This window comes from Geitlerinema sp. CS-897 (assembly GCF_028368005.1).
Lineage (GTDB): Bacteria > Cyanobacteriota > Cyanobacteriia > Cyanobacteriales > Geitlerinemataceae > Baaleninema > Baaleninema simplex.
The window spans coordinates 1-14227 of record NZ_JAQNCQ010000341.1 but is presented as its reverse complement, the minus strand read 5'-3'; the positions used below and the strand labels follow the sequence as shown (position 1 = coordinate 14227).

At 50.8% G+C, this 14227-nt stretch carries 8 protein-coding genes and 1 pseudogene; 5 read left to right on the top strand and 4 right to left on the bottom strand.

The features are described from left to right. Positions 1 to 278: 278 nt before the first annotated feature. Together metK and POG22_RS21735 are read right to left on the bottom strand one after the other, a co-directional pair. Complete coding sequence (gene metK / locus POG22_RS21740; RefSeq protein ID WP_498907097.1) at positions 279 to 1538, bottom strand: methionine adenosyltransferase; 1260 nt, start codon at positions 1536 to 1538, stop codon at positions 279 to 281. 627 nt (positions 1539 to 2165) lie between these two features. Then, positions 2166 to 5732, bottom strand: a complete 3567-nt coding sequence (locus POG22_RS21735; protein ID WP_498907096.1) for a DNA polymerase III subunit alpha — start codon at positions 5730 to 5732, stop codon at positions 2166 to 2168. Between the two features lie 227 nt (positions 5733 to 5959). On the opposite strand from POG22_RS21735, the gene POG22_RS21730 reads away from it, so the two are divergent. The 4 genes from POG22_RS21730 (at position 5960) to POG22_RS21715 (ending at position 11385) form a co-directional block, all read left to right on the top strand. After that, a complete protein-coding gene (locus POG22_RS21730; protein ID WP_498907095.1) occupies positions 5960 to 6916 on the top strand; it encodes a lysophospholipid acyltransferase family protein in 957 nt (318 codons plus the stop codon). A gap of 796 nt (positions 6917 to 7712) precedes the next feature. After that, positions 7713 to 8261: a hypothetical protein gene (locus POG22_RS21725; RefSeq protein ID WP_063719480.1), complete on the top strand. Its 549-nt coding sequence runs from the start codon at positions 7713 to 7715 to the stop codon at positions 8259 to 8261. A 370-nt stretch (positions 8262 to 8631) separates the two neighbouring features. After that, positions 8632 to 10578, top strand: coding sequence for an arginine decarboxylase (gene speA / locus POG22_RS21720; RefSeq protein WP_498907094.1), 1947 nt, complete (start codon positions 8632 to 8634; stop codon positions 10576 to 10578). Positions 10579 to 10800: 222 nt separating this feature from the next. Beyond that, positions 10801 to 11385: a TetR/AcrR family transcriptional regulator gene (locus POG22_RS21715; RefSeq protein WP_498907093.1), complete on the top strand. Its 585-nt coding sequence runs from the start codon at positions 10801 to 10803 to the stop codon at positions 11383 to 11385. 52 nt (positions 11386 to 11437) lie between these two features. Here POG22_RS21715 and POG22_RS21710 read toward each other — a convergent pair. Both POG22_RS21710 and POG22_RS21705 read right to left on the bottom strand, forming a co-directional pair. Further along, positions 11438 to 12438, bottom strand: a pseudogene (locus tag POG22_RS21710) (Rpn family recombination-promoting nuclease/putative transposase). A gap of 271 nt (positions 12439 to 12709) precedes the next feature. Then, on the bottom strand, positions 12710 to 13357 hold the full coding sequence (locus tag POG22_RS21705; RefSeq protein WP_498907092.1) for a Uma2 family endonuclease: 648 nt from the start codon (positions 13355 to 13357) through the stop codon (positions 12710 to 12712). Positions 13358 to 13665: 308 nt separating this feature from the next. On the opposite strand from POG22_RS21705, the gene POG22_RS21700 reads away from it, so the two are divergent. Then, the coding region (locus POG22_RS21700) for a tetratricopeptide repeat protein (protein WP_498907091.1) at positions 13666 to 14227 on the top strand (562 nt) is incomplete at its 3' end.

The window sequence follows — 14227 nt, the reverse complement described above, 5'->3', positions numbered from 1 at the left end:
TAATGGGGAAAACGTCTGGGGAGATAAACCCCTCTGGTACTTATTGGCAACAATGGGTAGTAAGGGTTGTCGCCGAACCAGAAATCTAGAACCGTGAGGTCTGGAGAATCCCCACGCCTTCAGGCTGGGGAGTATGTCAAGTTAACTCAAGCCAAACGGATGAGAGGCGATCGCTGCAACAGTCGAGGAGTTTTCGCGTTCTGGCTGGTCTCCACAAAAAATCAGCCTGAAGCGACGCTCCAGGCTGGAAACTCCCGCGAAACGGGTCGAAACAGACGTTATGCCGAAGCCGATACGGCCGGACTGAACGCCTTTTTCAACACATCGACTTTATCCAAGTGTTCCCAAGGCAAATCGAGATCTGGGCGTCCCATATGGCCGTAAGCCGCCGTCTCTTGGAAAAAGCGGCCGTTGCGATCGCCGGGAAGGTTTCGCAAGTTGAAGGTCTGAATAATGCCAGCGGGCCGCAACTCGAAGTTTTCCTTGACGACTTCGAGCAACTTATCTTCGTCCACCTTACCCGTGCCGAAGGTTTCGATAAAAATGCTCGTCGGTTGAGCGACGCCGATGGCGTAACTGACCTGAACTTCACATTTTTCCGCCAAGCCAGCGGCCACGATATTTTTCGCAATGTGGCGACAAGCGTAAGCCGCACTGCGATCGACCTTCGTGGGGTCTTTACCGGAGAACGCACCGCCACCGTGACGGGAGTAGCCGCCGTAAGTGTCGATGATGATTTTACGACCGGTCAAGCCCGAATCCCCTTGAGGACCGCCGATGACGAATTTTCCGGTGGGGTTGACCAAGAAACGAGTGCGATCGTCGGGTTTCACGTCGATATCCGAGAACACCGGCTGTACCACCGCCGTCCACAAATCGGCTTTGATTTTCTCCCGAACCGACTTCTCGTCGCTGAGATGGTCGATCGTCGGCGTGTGTTGCGTCGAAATCAGAATCGTATCGATCCCGATGGGTTTACCGTCCTCGTAAATAACGGTGACTTGGGTTTTTCCGTCCGGGCGCAAATAGGACAGTTCCCCAGTTTTCCGCACCGCCGACAGTCGACGAGACAGGCGGTGAGCCAAACTAATCGGTAGGGGCATAAATTCCGGGGTTTCGTCGCAGGCGAACCCGAACATCAACCCTTGGTCTCCGGCACCGACCGCGTCGAGTTCGGCGTCGCTGGCTTCTTCCCGTCGTTCGTGGGCAGCGTCCACCCCCTGGGCGATGTCGGACGATTGCTCGTCGAGTGCCACGAGAACCGAGCAGCTATTGGCAGAAAAGCCGTTTTCCGCGTCAGTGTAGCCGATTTCAGCAATTTTCTGCCGTGCGACCTTCACGAAGTCCACCTTGGCGTTCGAGGTGATTTCCCCGGTAATTAAAACCAGGCCAGTGTTGACGACAACTTCCGCCGCGACGCGACTGCTGGGGTCTTCTGCCAACAGTGCATCGAGGATCGTGTCGGAAATTTGGTCGCAGATTTTGTCAGGATGTCCTTCAGTGACGGACTCCGAAGTAAAAAGATAGCGGCGAGACAAGGACTCTTCCTCCTTCCATCGTGTTGACACTCCCCAGCTATCACGGCGTGGGGATTCTTGGTTCAACGACAAGACTTACATATTTGACCCGTAAGCCAAATGTCCAGAAATCTTCATCTCCCCAAGCGTTCGCTCCCATTTCAGAGAGCCTGTTCCGGTCTGCCCGACCGTACAGTGGAGTTCTTCAAAAATTCTGAGTCTCCGTGCTTGACGCTTGAAGCTTTTACCCACACGAGCTATTTTCCGTGTGGAACCGCCAAACTTCAGTAATCATCGGTTCTCATCTTTCGATGCCAGGTTTTTAAGGAGGTTAGTTACCTGTTCCTCACCCGAAAATTGTAGCAAGAAATGGAAGCTGTGGACAGACCTCTGTAAAGCCGCCCTAGAAGGGCGGGGTTTTAGACCCAAAATTTTTGATAAGCAGCTAGGCTTTGGGCAGCAGGGCGAACGCTAACCGCACGCTCGATCTGCTATGGTATCAGTTTTAGCTGAATTCTAGGTCTCGATACCACCCTGACCGGGCGTCGTTCTTGGGCATTGACAGGGAACAGGGAACAGGGAACAGTGTTTTCCTTGCTCTCCCTCTCCCCCTCTCCCCCTCTCCTCCTCTCCCTTGCTCCGTTGAGGTCACGATCGCGCCAGGGTATAAGGTCGCGCCGGAAACCCTGCTAGAGTTAAGGCGCTGACGGCACTGTCGCAGTCGGGAACGCGGAATTGCGCCCCCAACCGTACGAACTGACGTTGGTGTCCGCTGGCGATCGCACCGATAACGGGAACTTTGGCATCTGTGTTGTCTCCGACTTGCGTGCGAATCACGTCCCGCAGGCGATTCCGTTCTTGGATATCTCCGGCTTGTTCCGGGGTTAACTTCACCATCACCATCTGCACCCGTTCGATAATTTCGGCATCTTCGATAATTAATTGCGGGCGATCGTCGCGACGCTCGACTTTACCCCAGACGATGAGTCGCGCGTCTTCGCTCAACATTTGACCGATGCGTTCGTAGGCTTTGGGAAAGACGACGCCTTCAGCACCTCCGGTGAGGTCTTCGACTTCTACGATCGCCATGCGATCGCCCTTTTTAGTGATAATCGGTTTGAGGCTGCTCAACATGACGATGGCGCTGACGGCGGTTTTGTCGGGGCGATCGCCGAGTTCGTTGAGGCTAATCGGTGCCAGAAGTCGGGAGCGTTGCTGAATGGCTTTGAGGGGATGGTCGGAGACGTAGAAGCCGAGGAGTTCTTTTTCCAGTTTGAGTTTTTCCATCGGCTCGAAATCGGGAACCTGGGGCGGTTCGGGGAGTCCGTCGAAACCGTTTTCGTCGCGGGTATTGTCCTCTTCGCCACCGAGGCCGATTTGGTCGAAGAGGTTAAACTGACCCATCGCGCGGTCTTTGGCTCGCGATTGCGCCCAATCAATGACGGTATCGAGGTATTCCATCAGTTGTTTGCGATTGGGGTTGAGTTTGTCGAAGGCGCCGCATTGAATGAGAGCTTCTAAGGCGCGGCGGTTGACGGCGTGGAGTTCGACGCGATCGCACAAATCGGGGAGAGATTCAAATTCTCCGTCTTCGTTTCTCGTTTTGAGGATGCAGTCGATCGCCCCTTGTCCGAGGTTTCGCACCGCCGAGAGTCCGAAGAGAATGCGTTTTCCGTCAACTGGGGTAAAATCGACGTTCGATCGATTAATATCGGGCGGTTCCACCTGTATGTTCATATTCGTACAGGTGGCGATATATTTTTGAACTTTGTCTTGACTGCCGCTGTTGGCGGTTAACAGGGCGGCCATGTATTCGACGGGATAGTTTGCTTTGAGATATGCCGTTTGATAGGTGACATATCCGTAAGCCATTGAGTGAGATTTATTAAAGCAATACTCGGCGAACTTCACCATCTGCTCGAAGAGGGCTTCAGCAGTTTTTCGATCGACCCCGTTTTTCGCCGAACCGTCGATAAAAATACCGCGATGTTTCTGCATCTCCGCCATCTTTTTCTTACCCATGGCGCGACGCAGCAAATCTGCTTCTCCCAAGGAATATCCCGCCATATCTTGAGCGATTTTCATAATCTGCTCTTGATACACCATAACGGCGTAAGTTTCCTGAAGAATCGACTCCAACATGGGATGGTCGTATTCGATCGCCTCCAAGCCGTGTTTGCGGTTAATAAACTTAGGAATCAGCCCCGCATCTAACGGGCCGGGACGATACAAGGACAAAATCGACGAAATATCGTCAATACAAGATGGTTTCAAATCCCGTACCACCTGACGCATCCCAGAAGATTCGAGCTGAAAAATGCCTTCTAACTTCCCGTCTGCTAACAGTTTATAGGTTTTTTGAATATCTTTTGGAAGTTTGCGATCTTCGCTGCGAGCGGCGATCGATTGGGCTTTTCGTTCTTGAGATGTTAAATCGTCTGGGTCGATGCGATATCCTTGAGTTTGCTCGATGAGATCCAAAGTCTTTTGAATCATCGTCAAGTTTTTTAATCCCAAAAAATCCATTTTCAGCATTCCCATCGACTCTAAATCTTCCATGGGATACTGAGTTGTCACGCTACCTTCTTTATTGTATTGAAGCGGCACGATTTCATCGATCGGATCGGCAGAAATAATCACCCCCGCCGCGTGAACGCCCGTCGATTTGTTCGTTCCTTCAATGCGAATCGCCATATCGAGCCAACGCTTCACGATGGAGTCGGTATCGTAAGCTTTTTTAAACTCTGGTTCTGGGGTATCGTCGGAAATCATCACTTTTAATTTTTCCGGCTTACCCCGAGAAACTGGAATCATTTTCGCCATAACATCGGCTTGTTTGTAAGGAATATCCAACACCCGCGCCACGTCTTTCAACACGGCTTTTGACGTCATGCGGTTGAACGTGACGATTTGAGCGACTTTTTCTTTTCCGTACTTGTTCGTCACGTACTGAATCATTTCGTCCCGCCGTTCGATGCAGAAATCTGTATCGATATCGGGCATAGATTTCCGTTCTGGGTTCAAAAATCGCTCGAAGAGTAAGCCGTGGTGAACCGGATCGATATTGGTAATTCGCAGCGAATACGCCACTAACGATCCCGCCGCCGAACCCCGTCCGGGTCCTACGGGAATGCTATTGTCTCGGGCAAATTTGATGTAATCCCAAACCACGAGAAAGTACGTGGAAAAGCCCATTTGCTGCATCATTTTCAGCTCGTATTCGAGCCGTTCTTTATATTCGGGCTTCAGTTCGGCGTGACTTTTGGCGTTGAGGCGATCGAGCAGTCCTTCCCAGGTGACTTTTTCGAGGTAAGTGTCGGCGGTATGTCCAGTGGGAATGGGAAAGTCGGGGATTCGCGTATCTCCAAAGAGGTCGTAAGGTTGGACTTTTTCGGCGACTTCTAGGGTATTGTCGATCGCTTCTTGAATTACATCGTCGCTGAGGTGATCGCGAAACAGTTGCGCCATCTCTTCGGCGGTTTTTAAATATTCTGTGCCGCTATAACGAAGGCGCTTGTCTTCGGTGATGAGTTTTCCTGTTTGAATACATAACAGGGCGTCGTGGGCTTCTACGTCGTTACAGGAAATATAGTGAGAATCGTTGGTGGCGATAATCTTAATGTCGAGTTCTCGGGCAATGTTGACGATTTCCACGTTGACGACGCGATCTTCTTGAGACCCGTGGTCTTGAATTTCCAGGTAAAAGTCGTCTCCGAATACTTCTTTGTACCACTTGGCAATCCGACGGGCGACGTCGGGTTTGTTTTTGAGGATGGCTTGGGGAATTTCGCCCCCCAAACAGGCACTCGTAACGATGAGTCCTTCTTTATACTGTTCGAGGAAGTCTTTGTTAATGCAAGGACGGGCGAAAATGCCTTTTCCTTGGTATCCGTCGAGGTGGGAAATGGTGGTGAGTTTGACGAGGTTTTTATAGCCCTGGTTGTTTTTGGCGAGAACGACTTGGTGGTAGCGAGGGCGTCGTTCTTGTTTGGTGATGTCGCCGTTGATGACGTACATCTCGTTGCCGATGATGGGTTTGATGCCTTTGCCGCGACAGAGTTTCACCAGTTGCGCCGCGCCGTACATGACGCCGTGATCGGTGAGGGCGATCGCGGGCATCCCCAGGTCTAAGGCGCGATCGATCAGTGGTGACAGTTGACTGGCACCGTCGAGGAGGCTGTAGTCGCTGTGGATGTGCAGGCCGACGAAAGACATAAGCGGTAATGCGATGAAACTGGTGGGGGAACGAGATCCTATGGTAACGCCGAGACGGACGCGATCGTGCCAATCTCACAACTGTCTGCGGAGGAGGGGAGAAAGAAGCGCGATCGCCTGTTTGGAAAGGTGACACTGGGGAAACTGTGCGAAATGAAGGAGATCTCGGGGGGCAAACTTTCGTAATCTAAGGCTGTAACACACCGATCGCTGAAGGGGATTTGAAGATGACCGTCGCTGCCAAACCGACATCCGAACGTTTGTTGTCTGAGTCGTTACCGGAGTCGTTACCGCCGTTGACACCCAATACAGTGCAGCGGGCCCGGGAAGGATGGGAAGCGGCGATCGATCGCGAGGTGCGCCAAGCCACGGAAGAGGCGTTCGATATCACGCAAGAGATGGGAACTGGCAAACCGCCTCGACGCGCTGACGGACGACTGCGACGCTGGATTTTGCGATCGCTGGTGCGTTTGCTGTTTCGGGTGAAGGTGGAAAATGCCCATCTGCTGCCCGAGGGGCCGGTGTTGTTGGTGTCCAACCACCTCAATCATATCGATCCGCTGTTGATTTTAGGGGAGTTACCGGCGTCTCCCTATTGTTACGTTCTCGGCGACGCGCGATCGCTCTACAACGCTCCTTGGAAACGGACGATCTTACAGTGGGCGCAGGGCGTTATCCCTCTCCATCGTTGGTGGAAAGAGGAAAAAGCGGTGATTGCTGGGGCGAAGTTGGGACGGGAGGATTTGGCGGAGTTGGCCGAGAAAATTCAGCAAGACGTTCCCGACGGGAGTTCGATCGAAATGTTGCGTCAGCTCGATCGCTCGGTGCAATCGGTGTTTAACAACGGCGACTCGTTGTTGCTGTTTCCTGAAGGAAAACTGGGAACTGAGGAAGGCAAACTCCTCCCCCTCAAACGGGGCGTCGCTACTTACGCTCTGCGATCGGGGGTTCCTATCGTCCCGATCGCTTTAATGGGAACTCACGATCTCTATTTGCGTAAAACTCTGACGCTGCGCTTTGGGGACGCGATCGAGTTCCCACAGGCGAAACGGCCGAAATCCCGTCAGATTCAGACCGTTATTGAGGCGATCGAACGGCGGTTGGGAGAACTGCTCCCACGGGAGTATTGCGAACCGGACGAGTTGAAGTTGTTTCGCCCTTTTCTCAATCGTATGTTTTGGTAGTGGGTTTCGGGGTCGATCGCGCTCGAAAGTTGAAGTTTGCCTCGAAACACTCGGCGTTCGATTGTAATTATTCGGTAAAGTTGTTTCGTCTCCTCGACTTGGGGTTTTCGATCGCCGATCGATGACATTACAATAGAATTAGAATAAGTTTCACGATTGTAGTAGCAGTCGTGGCGGCAGCGACGGCAGCTAGAGGGTCTTCTTCTCTTAAGGTGCTGCCAGTTCCTGTTTTTCTCGGCGGTAAAAAACGAGACGACGAGACCGTAAGGACTCGAGCGATTTAGGGCGATCGCCGACTCAGTCTCAGTCAGAGCGTATCGATTCCATTTATCTGTTTGTATCGTTTTCTCCCACTGTCGCACGCGATCGCTACCGTGGGATTTGTTGTTGCCGATAGACCCTTAGGAACCGCACTCGTTGAGATCTAGTCTGACTGTAGGGGAGAAGGTTGGCCGCAACAGATGGGGTTTGGTTTTCCCGCGCCAGAGTAACAAAACGTTACGAAACGACGGCAAAAGGGTGGACTCGTCCAGGGTGCGAGGACGCTTGAAGTTCGGGGCGATCGCGTCTCGGGAACTTCGGGATCGACTTCATGAAATCTTTAATCGTTTCTACGCGATCGAAAACGGGCGGCAAGCCCCTTAGTTATACGGAGATCGGAGATCGGCGATCGTTTTTTGACTGAGGATTTCCGTATTTTTTCAGAAAAAGGGGATCGATCGCTATCCCATTTATGTAGGAAATAGGGTAAAAACAAGTAGAGGCACATCGGATTCGGGCAGTTAGGTGGGTTGCCATGCAAGCGAACGTCAACGACTCTTCCAAAAAAACACAGGCGCTCTCGATCTCGCTTCCACTTTCTCTCTTGCGAAGCGGACAAATTTTGGCTCTGACGCCTGACTCGAAAGGCGGCTTAATCCTGCAAAAAGGCTTTTACTCCGACTGGATTCCGCCCGGTGCGCTCGTGGGCGGCTATTACGACATCGACTGTACCCGCGTCTACGTCGCCGGTAAAATTCGCTTCTACGCCCCGGAAACCCACCAGTCTCGCACGAAAGCCCTACAAACCCGCATGGGACAAATCTCGCAGCTACAAACTATTATCAGCGATCCGTCCTCGTTCCGCCGTGCCTACAAAATTCTGCGCCATTTGTCGAAATGGTTGTCCTATCGCGATATGCGCCAGATTCCCCACGAACTGATCGCACAACTGGTCGGCGTCAACCCCAGTACGGTAAAACTCTTTTGGAACCGCTATCTCAGCGCGGTTCAGCATCGACGCGACGGAACCACCGCCAGTCCCGAAACCGATACTGATGCTGTCACGACGAGCATTCTGATTTGAGAAACGGGTGCATCTCAATTCTGCGATAAGTATAAATACTTAAAGTAGTAAATCCCCTTCTAGCAGTCCTTGAGGAAGATATTGACAAATTGACGAACTCGTGTATTTGCAAAAGTGAGATGCACCCTGAGAAACAAGCAGGGGAGCTTCTGGAGCCGGGGAGCAAGGGAGAGGGGGAGCCGGGGAGAAACTATTAACTGTTCCCCGTTCCCCGTTTCCCGTTCCCCGCTCCCTGTCTTCACTGGCGACTGGTGACTGGTGACTGAAACACTGCTCACTGTTCACTGTAAAAGGCTGGCGACTGTTCTCCATCTCCCTTGGCTGAATACGCTACACTGTTGACTCGACGGTTTCGTGAGGAGAGAGGGATATGGTCGGGTCACAGCCCCAACAATCGATCGAATCGTTGGACAACAACGGACACTATTCTCATCAATGGTCGATCGAAGACAGTGAAGAACTCTATCGAATTCACGGGTGGGGCGACCCCTACTTTGGAATTAACGCCGCCGGTCACGTGACGGTTTCTCCTCAAGGCGATCGCGGCGGATCTCTCGATTTGCACGAACTCGTCGAAGCGTTAAAAAAACGGAACCTCGAACTCCCGCTATTGCTGCGCTTTCCCGATATTCTCGAAGATCGCATCGAACGTATCAACGCTTGCTTCGCCAAAGCGATCGCTCGCTACAACTACCCTGGCGTCTATCGCGGCGTGTTTCCCGTCAAGTGCAACCAACAACGCCACGTCATTGAAGATTTGGTGCGCTTTGGAAACCGACATCAATTCGGACTCGAAGCTGGCTCGAAACCGGAACTGCTCGTGGCCTTAGCAACGCTCAAAACGTCCGGTGCGCTTTTGATTTGTAACGGCTACAAGGATCGCAGCTACATCGAAACAGCCGTGTTAGCTACGCGTTTGGGTCATCGTCCGATCGTCGTCCTCGAACAACCTGAAGAAGTCGATCTCGCGATCGCCGTCAGTCAACAGTTGGGAATTCAACCTGTCTTGGGGGTTCGCGCGAAACTCCAAGCTCGCGGAATCGGACGCTGGGGCGGCTCGAGTGGCGATCGCGCGAAATTCGGCCTCGATGTCTCGGAAATCGTGGCCACGGTGCAACGGTTGCGAGATGCGGAAATGCTCGACTGTCTGCAACTGCTGCACTATCACATCGGTTCGCAAATTTCCTGCATTAGCGCCATTAAAGACGCCATCCGCGAAGCCAGTCAGATTTACGTGGAGTTGGCGCAGTTGGGTGCGAACATGAACTATCTCGACGTAGGGGGCGGTTTGGCGGTCGATTACGACGGCTCGAAGACCAATTTTTACGCCTCGAAAAACTACAATATGCAAAATTACGCCAACGATATTGTGGCGGAAGTGAAAGAGGCGTGCGAGGAGAAAAACCAACCCGCTCCTACGCTGATCAGCGAAAGCGGACGGGCGATCGCTTCTCATCATTCGGTGTTGGTGTTCGACGTGTTAGGAAGCAGCGACGCTCCGAGCGACGTTCCTCCGCTCTCGGAAAACAAAGAACATTTGATTTTACGAAATCTGCGGGAAACTTACGCGTCGATTCACGAGGAGAATTTCCAAGAAGCCTATCACGACGCGATTCAGTTTAAAGACGAGGCGACGAGTTTGTTTAGCTTCGGGTATTTAAGCATTACCGAACGTGCGAAAGCCGAACAGCTCTATTGGGCGTGTTGTCGAAAAGTTTACGATATCGTGCGCGATCGCGACGACATCCCCAAGGAGTTGAAGGATCTCGAAAAAACCTTGGCGTCGATTTATTATATGAACTTGTCGATTTTTCAGTCAGCGCCGGACAGTTGGGCGATCGATCAACTCTTTCCCATTCTTCCGATTCATCGTCTTCATGAGGAACCGACGCGGCGAGTAACGTTGGCGGATTTAACCTGCGACAGCGACGGGAAGATCGATCGCTTTATCGATCGCCTCAACGCCAAGTCAATTTTAGAACTCCATCCCCTGGAACGAAACCAACCCTATTATTTGGGAATGTTCCTCGTCGGTGCGTATCAGGAAATTATGGGGAACCTACACAATCTTTTTGGCGATACGAACGCGGTTCACATTCACTTAACTCCCAACGGCTATCAAATCGAACACCTCGTCAAAGGGGATACGATGACGGACGTTTTGCAATATGTCGAGTACAACGCTGAGGATATGCTCGAAAGTATCCGCAAGTCCAGCGAGGCGGCGTTACAAGCGGGTAAAATCTCGATCGAGGAATCGCAACGGTTGCTGCAAAATTACGAACGCAGTCTTCGCAGTTATACCTATTTATCTTAGATCGCGATCGATCTTTAGGGTTTGCTGAAACAGACGGTTGGTTGAGGTTGGGAGCAGCGGATCTGGGAACGGGGAACCGTCGATCGATCGAGTAGGTCAGCTTGTATCCGATGAATTTACATTTTTGAGATGTACCCTTGCTGTTCCCGCGATCGCCTCGCGTGTGGTGAGGAATACAAAATCGCGATATACTACAGACAGACTTGTCTACATAATCCCTCGATGACACCGACCAAATCCTCACGTCCTTCAGTTCGCGATCGCATCCTTTCTACTGCATCAGAGTTGTTTTACAAAGAAGGGGTGAACAACGTCGGGATCGATCGCATTATTGCTGAATCGGGGGTGGCGAAGATGTCGTTGTACAATCACTTCAAGTCTAAAGACGATCTGATTGCGACCTGGCTTCAACAACGAGACGAACGTTGGCGAATCTGGTTTAAAGCCACGGTAGAAGGATTGGCAACGGAACCGAGCGATCGCGTTCTGGCAATTTTCGATGCGTTGCAAGAATGGTTCGAGAAGCCAAACTTTCGCGGCTGTGCTTTTATCAACTCGACGATTGAATTAGCTAATCCCGAGCATCCTGGCTATCAAGTCTCTCTACACCACCAGCAAGCAATTTTCGACTACATTTATAGCTTGGTAAAAGCTGCCGAGCTTTCCGATCCAGAGACTTTAACACAACAGTTGATACTCTTGTTTGAAGGAGCTATTGTCGTGGCAATGATGCAGCATAATATAGAAGTAGCAGTACGAGCGAAGCAAGCTGCATCGGTTTTAGTTACTGCTAAATCTAAGTTGTGATGTTTGGCTTTTTTAAAACCTATTTTTTGGAAATATTCATTTTTTACAAACCTTAAGCTTCCTTATCAGAATATTGCGATAACCAAGCGATTAAGTCGGCTTCGGTTTCAAAATCTAACAAGGCTTCTCCTAACGCTTCAATGTCGTCGAGGGGAAGTAGACAGATGCGATCGCACAACTGAGAATCGACCTCTCCCAAACGGCGATCGAGCAAACGCAGGACTAACGAGATTTCCCGTTCGCACCCTCGCTCTAAACCTTGCTGTAAGCCTTGTTCGATACCGCGTTCCATCCAACTGGTGATGATTTCCATCGTTCGTTCCTCCTCTAACAAATCAAACTGTTTCAACTCGGCTTTAAACTGAGATTCCTCCACTGCGTTCAACCGCAGGTAAGTATCCACAAAACCTGAAATCAACGCCGTTTTCGCCGGGTCTAACCGCAAAGTCACCAACAACCGCAGACATTCGGCTTTGACTTTGGGTCGATCGCTCTCGGCGATTTGCATTTTCGACATCAACGCCGCCGCGACGGGATTGGGTTGTCGCAGAAAGTCTCGCCAGGTGTAGGGTGCGTGACTTGAAAAATCGGGTGTCAATCGTTAAACCGATCGATCGTCACGCACCGCAATTGTACGACCCGATATCGAAATTGTAAGACTTCTCCATCGGGAAATTCTACTTTGTAAATGTCCGGTTCGGGGCGTTTGGGGATGTCGTAGGACAGCAGAGCGATGGGATAGACGGGTAAACCGTAGATTTCATCTAATCTGGCGAAATAACGGAACATCCGACGGGCGAATCCGGTTTTCGCCGAGGCTTGGGCTTCGGTGTGAATCAGGAAAAAGCTGTCCTGTTGGCGGAATTTCGCTCGAACTAATACGTCGATTTCTCGGCGTTCCCCGGAGGTGATGTCGGTGAAGACTTCTTGGGGAAGGAAGGCGATGGAGTTTCGCTCGATCTCTTCGGCGATCGCAGGAAAGAACAAATCGAGAAATTCCCAGAAGAACGTCGATAAGAGGGTTTTGAATAGGCGATCGTGGTCGATGCACACAATTCGGTAGTCTCCTTATTACGATAATTTCTGTTTTTATCGTTGTAATTCAAGGAGGTTTTAATCGATTTAATTTATTTATTTATTTTTTATTTTATTTTATTTTATTTTATTTTATTTTATTTTATTTTATTTTATTTTATTTTAATATATAAATACATGATTTTTGCTTTTTTAATTTAATTCTACAATTTAATTTAGACAAAAATCGGGTTTCTCGAAGAAGTCTGGATTTGAGAATGTAAACATATAAATACCTAGTCAATTCTATTCAGATTGACTCTGAAGTTTGATGTCGAACCCAGTCTTTGACTTTCCGACGAGTGGCGAGTCGTCCGTCTTGGCGGTGGCGATCGAGAATTTTGGGAATTTCGCGAACGGGAATTTGAGGAAAAATAGAACTGGTTTCGGTGATGGAATAATTGTCCGCGTCGAGTTGGTAAATTGTTAGTTCTTTGCGTTCGATGTCGTAATTCCAAATTTCGGGAACGCCGAGTCTGGCGTAGAGGGGAAGGCGATCGAGCGATTTATTCGTTAAGTCGATTTCTAAGGCTAAGTCTGGCGGCGGATCGCGATCGAGATCGAAGCGAGATAATCCGCGAATTCGCGATTCGTTCTGGAAGTAGAAGCAATCGTCGGGTTCGACTCCCGCGAGTTTGGCTTCCCGTTTCCAGGTTGTCGAACCCAAACAGTCGTATTCAAGGTTTAAAACTTCGGCGATATCTTTAATGATGGTTCCGATTTGAGTTTTGTACCGTTCGATATCGAGACAGGTTTTCAGGATTTCCAGCGTTCCGCGATCGAACGCAAAACGCACGCCGTAAGATTCTCCAAGGGTTTGAAGGAGGGTCTCAAATTGCTGCCCGGTTAGGTTGTGGAGAACCACGCGATCGCAGCGAGGAGAAGTGGTGAAAACCATCGTTTGACCTTGTTATTTGACGGTTCGAGACTCTGGATTGAGTTTTTGACAATCGCGATTTCTGCTTCGTCGAATTCGCAGGTTAATAAAAACAAGAGTCGGGTGGATAGAACGACTCGATTCGCGGCTGAGGGCGACTGATTTTCTCAACCTGCTCAGCCTACAGTCTACTGCGCCAGTCGGGGGGGTTTGGCATGGCGTTGGGGTTTTTCGGCTGCCATAATCGATCGTATAACCGTAGATTTTTCCAAATTCGACCATGTGGCATTGGGTGCGGCGTTGGCTGAAACGGCTGTGGGCGTGGGTTCGTGGCGGGTTCCGACGGACTTCTCCTCCGCCGAGGGGAGTTCAACGGGACATCGTGGGGATTAGGTGCAGTTTTGATGTTGGAGGGGTTTGAGGTGTCTGAGGAGATGAAGAATTACGGGGAGTTGGGAGAGGAAACCCCACAAACGCAGAGTGAAGGGGAAAAGAACGCTGAATTTTGGTACGAACGGGGGAAAGCTTGTTTAGAAGCCGGACAGTACGAGGAGGCATTGGAGAGTTTCGATCGCGCTCTGGAACTGAATCCAGATGTCTACCAGGCTTGGAACGGGCGAGGCAATGCTCTCAATGATTTAGGCAGGTACGAGGAGGCATTGGAGAGTTACGATCGCGCTCTGGAACTGAATCCGGATTTCTACCAGGCTTGGTACAACCGAGGCGTGGCTCTCTATTATTTAGGCAGGAACGAGGAGGCATTGGAGAGTTACGATCGCGCTCTGGAACTGAATCCAGATGTCTACCAGGCTTGGAACGGGCGAGGCAATGCTCTCAATGATTTAGGCAGGTACGAGGAGGCATTGGAGAGTTACGATCGCGCTCTGGAAC

Bases quoted from the DNA above. Each gene is read 5' to 3' on its own strand.
- POG22_RS21735 (WP_498907096.1), bottom strand. From the start codon at position 5,732: ATGTCTTTCGTCGGCCTGCACATCCACAGCGACTACAGCCTCCTCGAC.
- POG22_RS21730 (WP_498907095.1), top strand. From the start codon at position 5,960: ATGACCGTCGCTGCCAAACCGACATCCGAACGTTTGTTGTCTGAGTCG.
- POG22_RS21725 (WP_063719480.1), top strand. From the start codon at position 7,713: ATGCAAGCGAACGTCAACGACTCTTCCAAAAAAACACAGGCGCTCTCG.
- speA (WP_498907094.1), top strand. From the start codon at position 8,632: ATGGTCGGGTCACAGCCCCAACAATCGATCGAATCGTTGGACAACAAC.
- POG22_RS21715 (WP_498907093.1), top strand. From the start codon at position 10,801: ATGACACCGACCAAATCCTCACGTCCTTCAGTTCGCGATCGCATCCTT.
- POG22_RS21705 (WP_498907092.1), bottom strand. From the start codon at position 13,357: ATGGTTTTCACCACTTCTCCTCGCTGCGATCGCGTGGTTCTCCACAAC.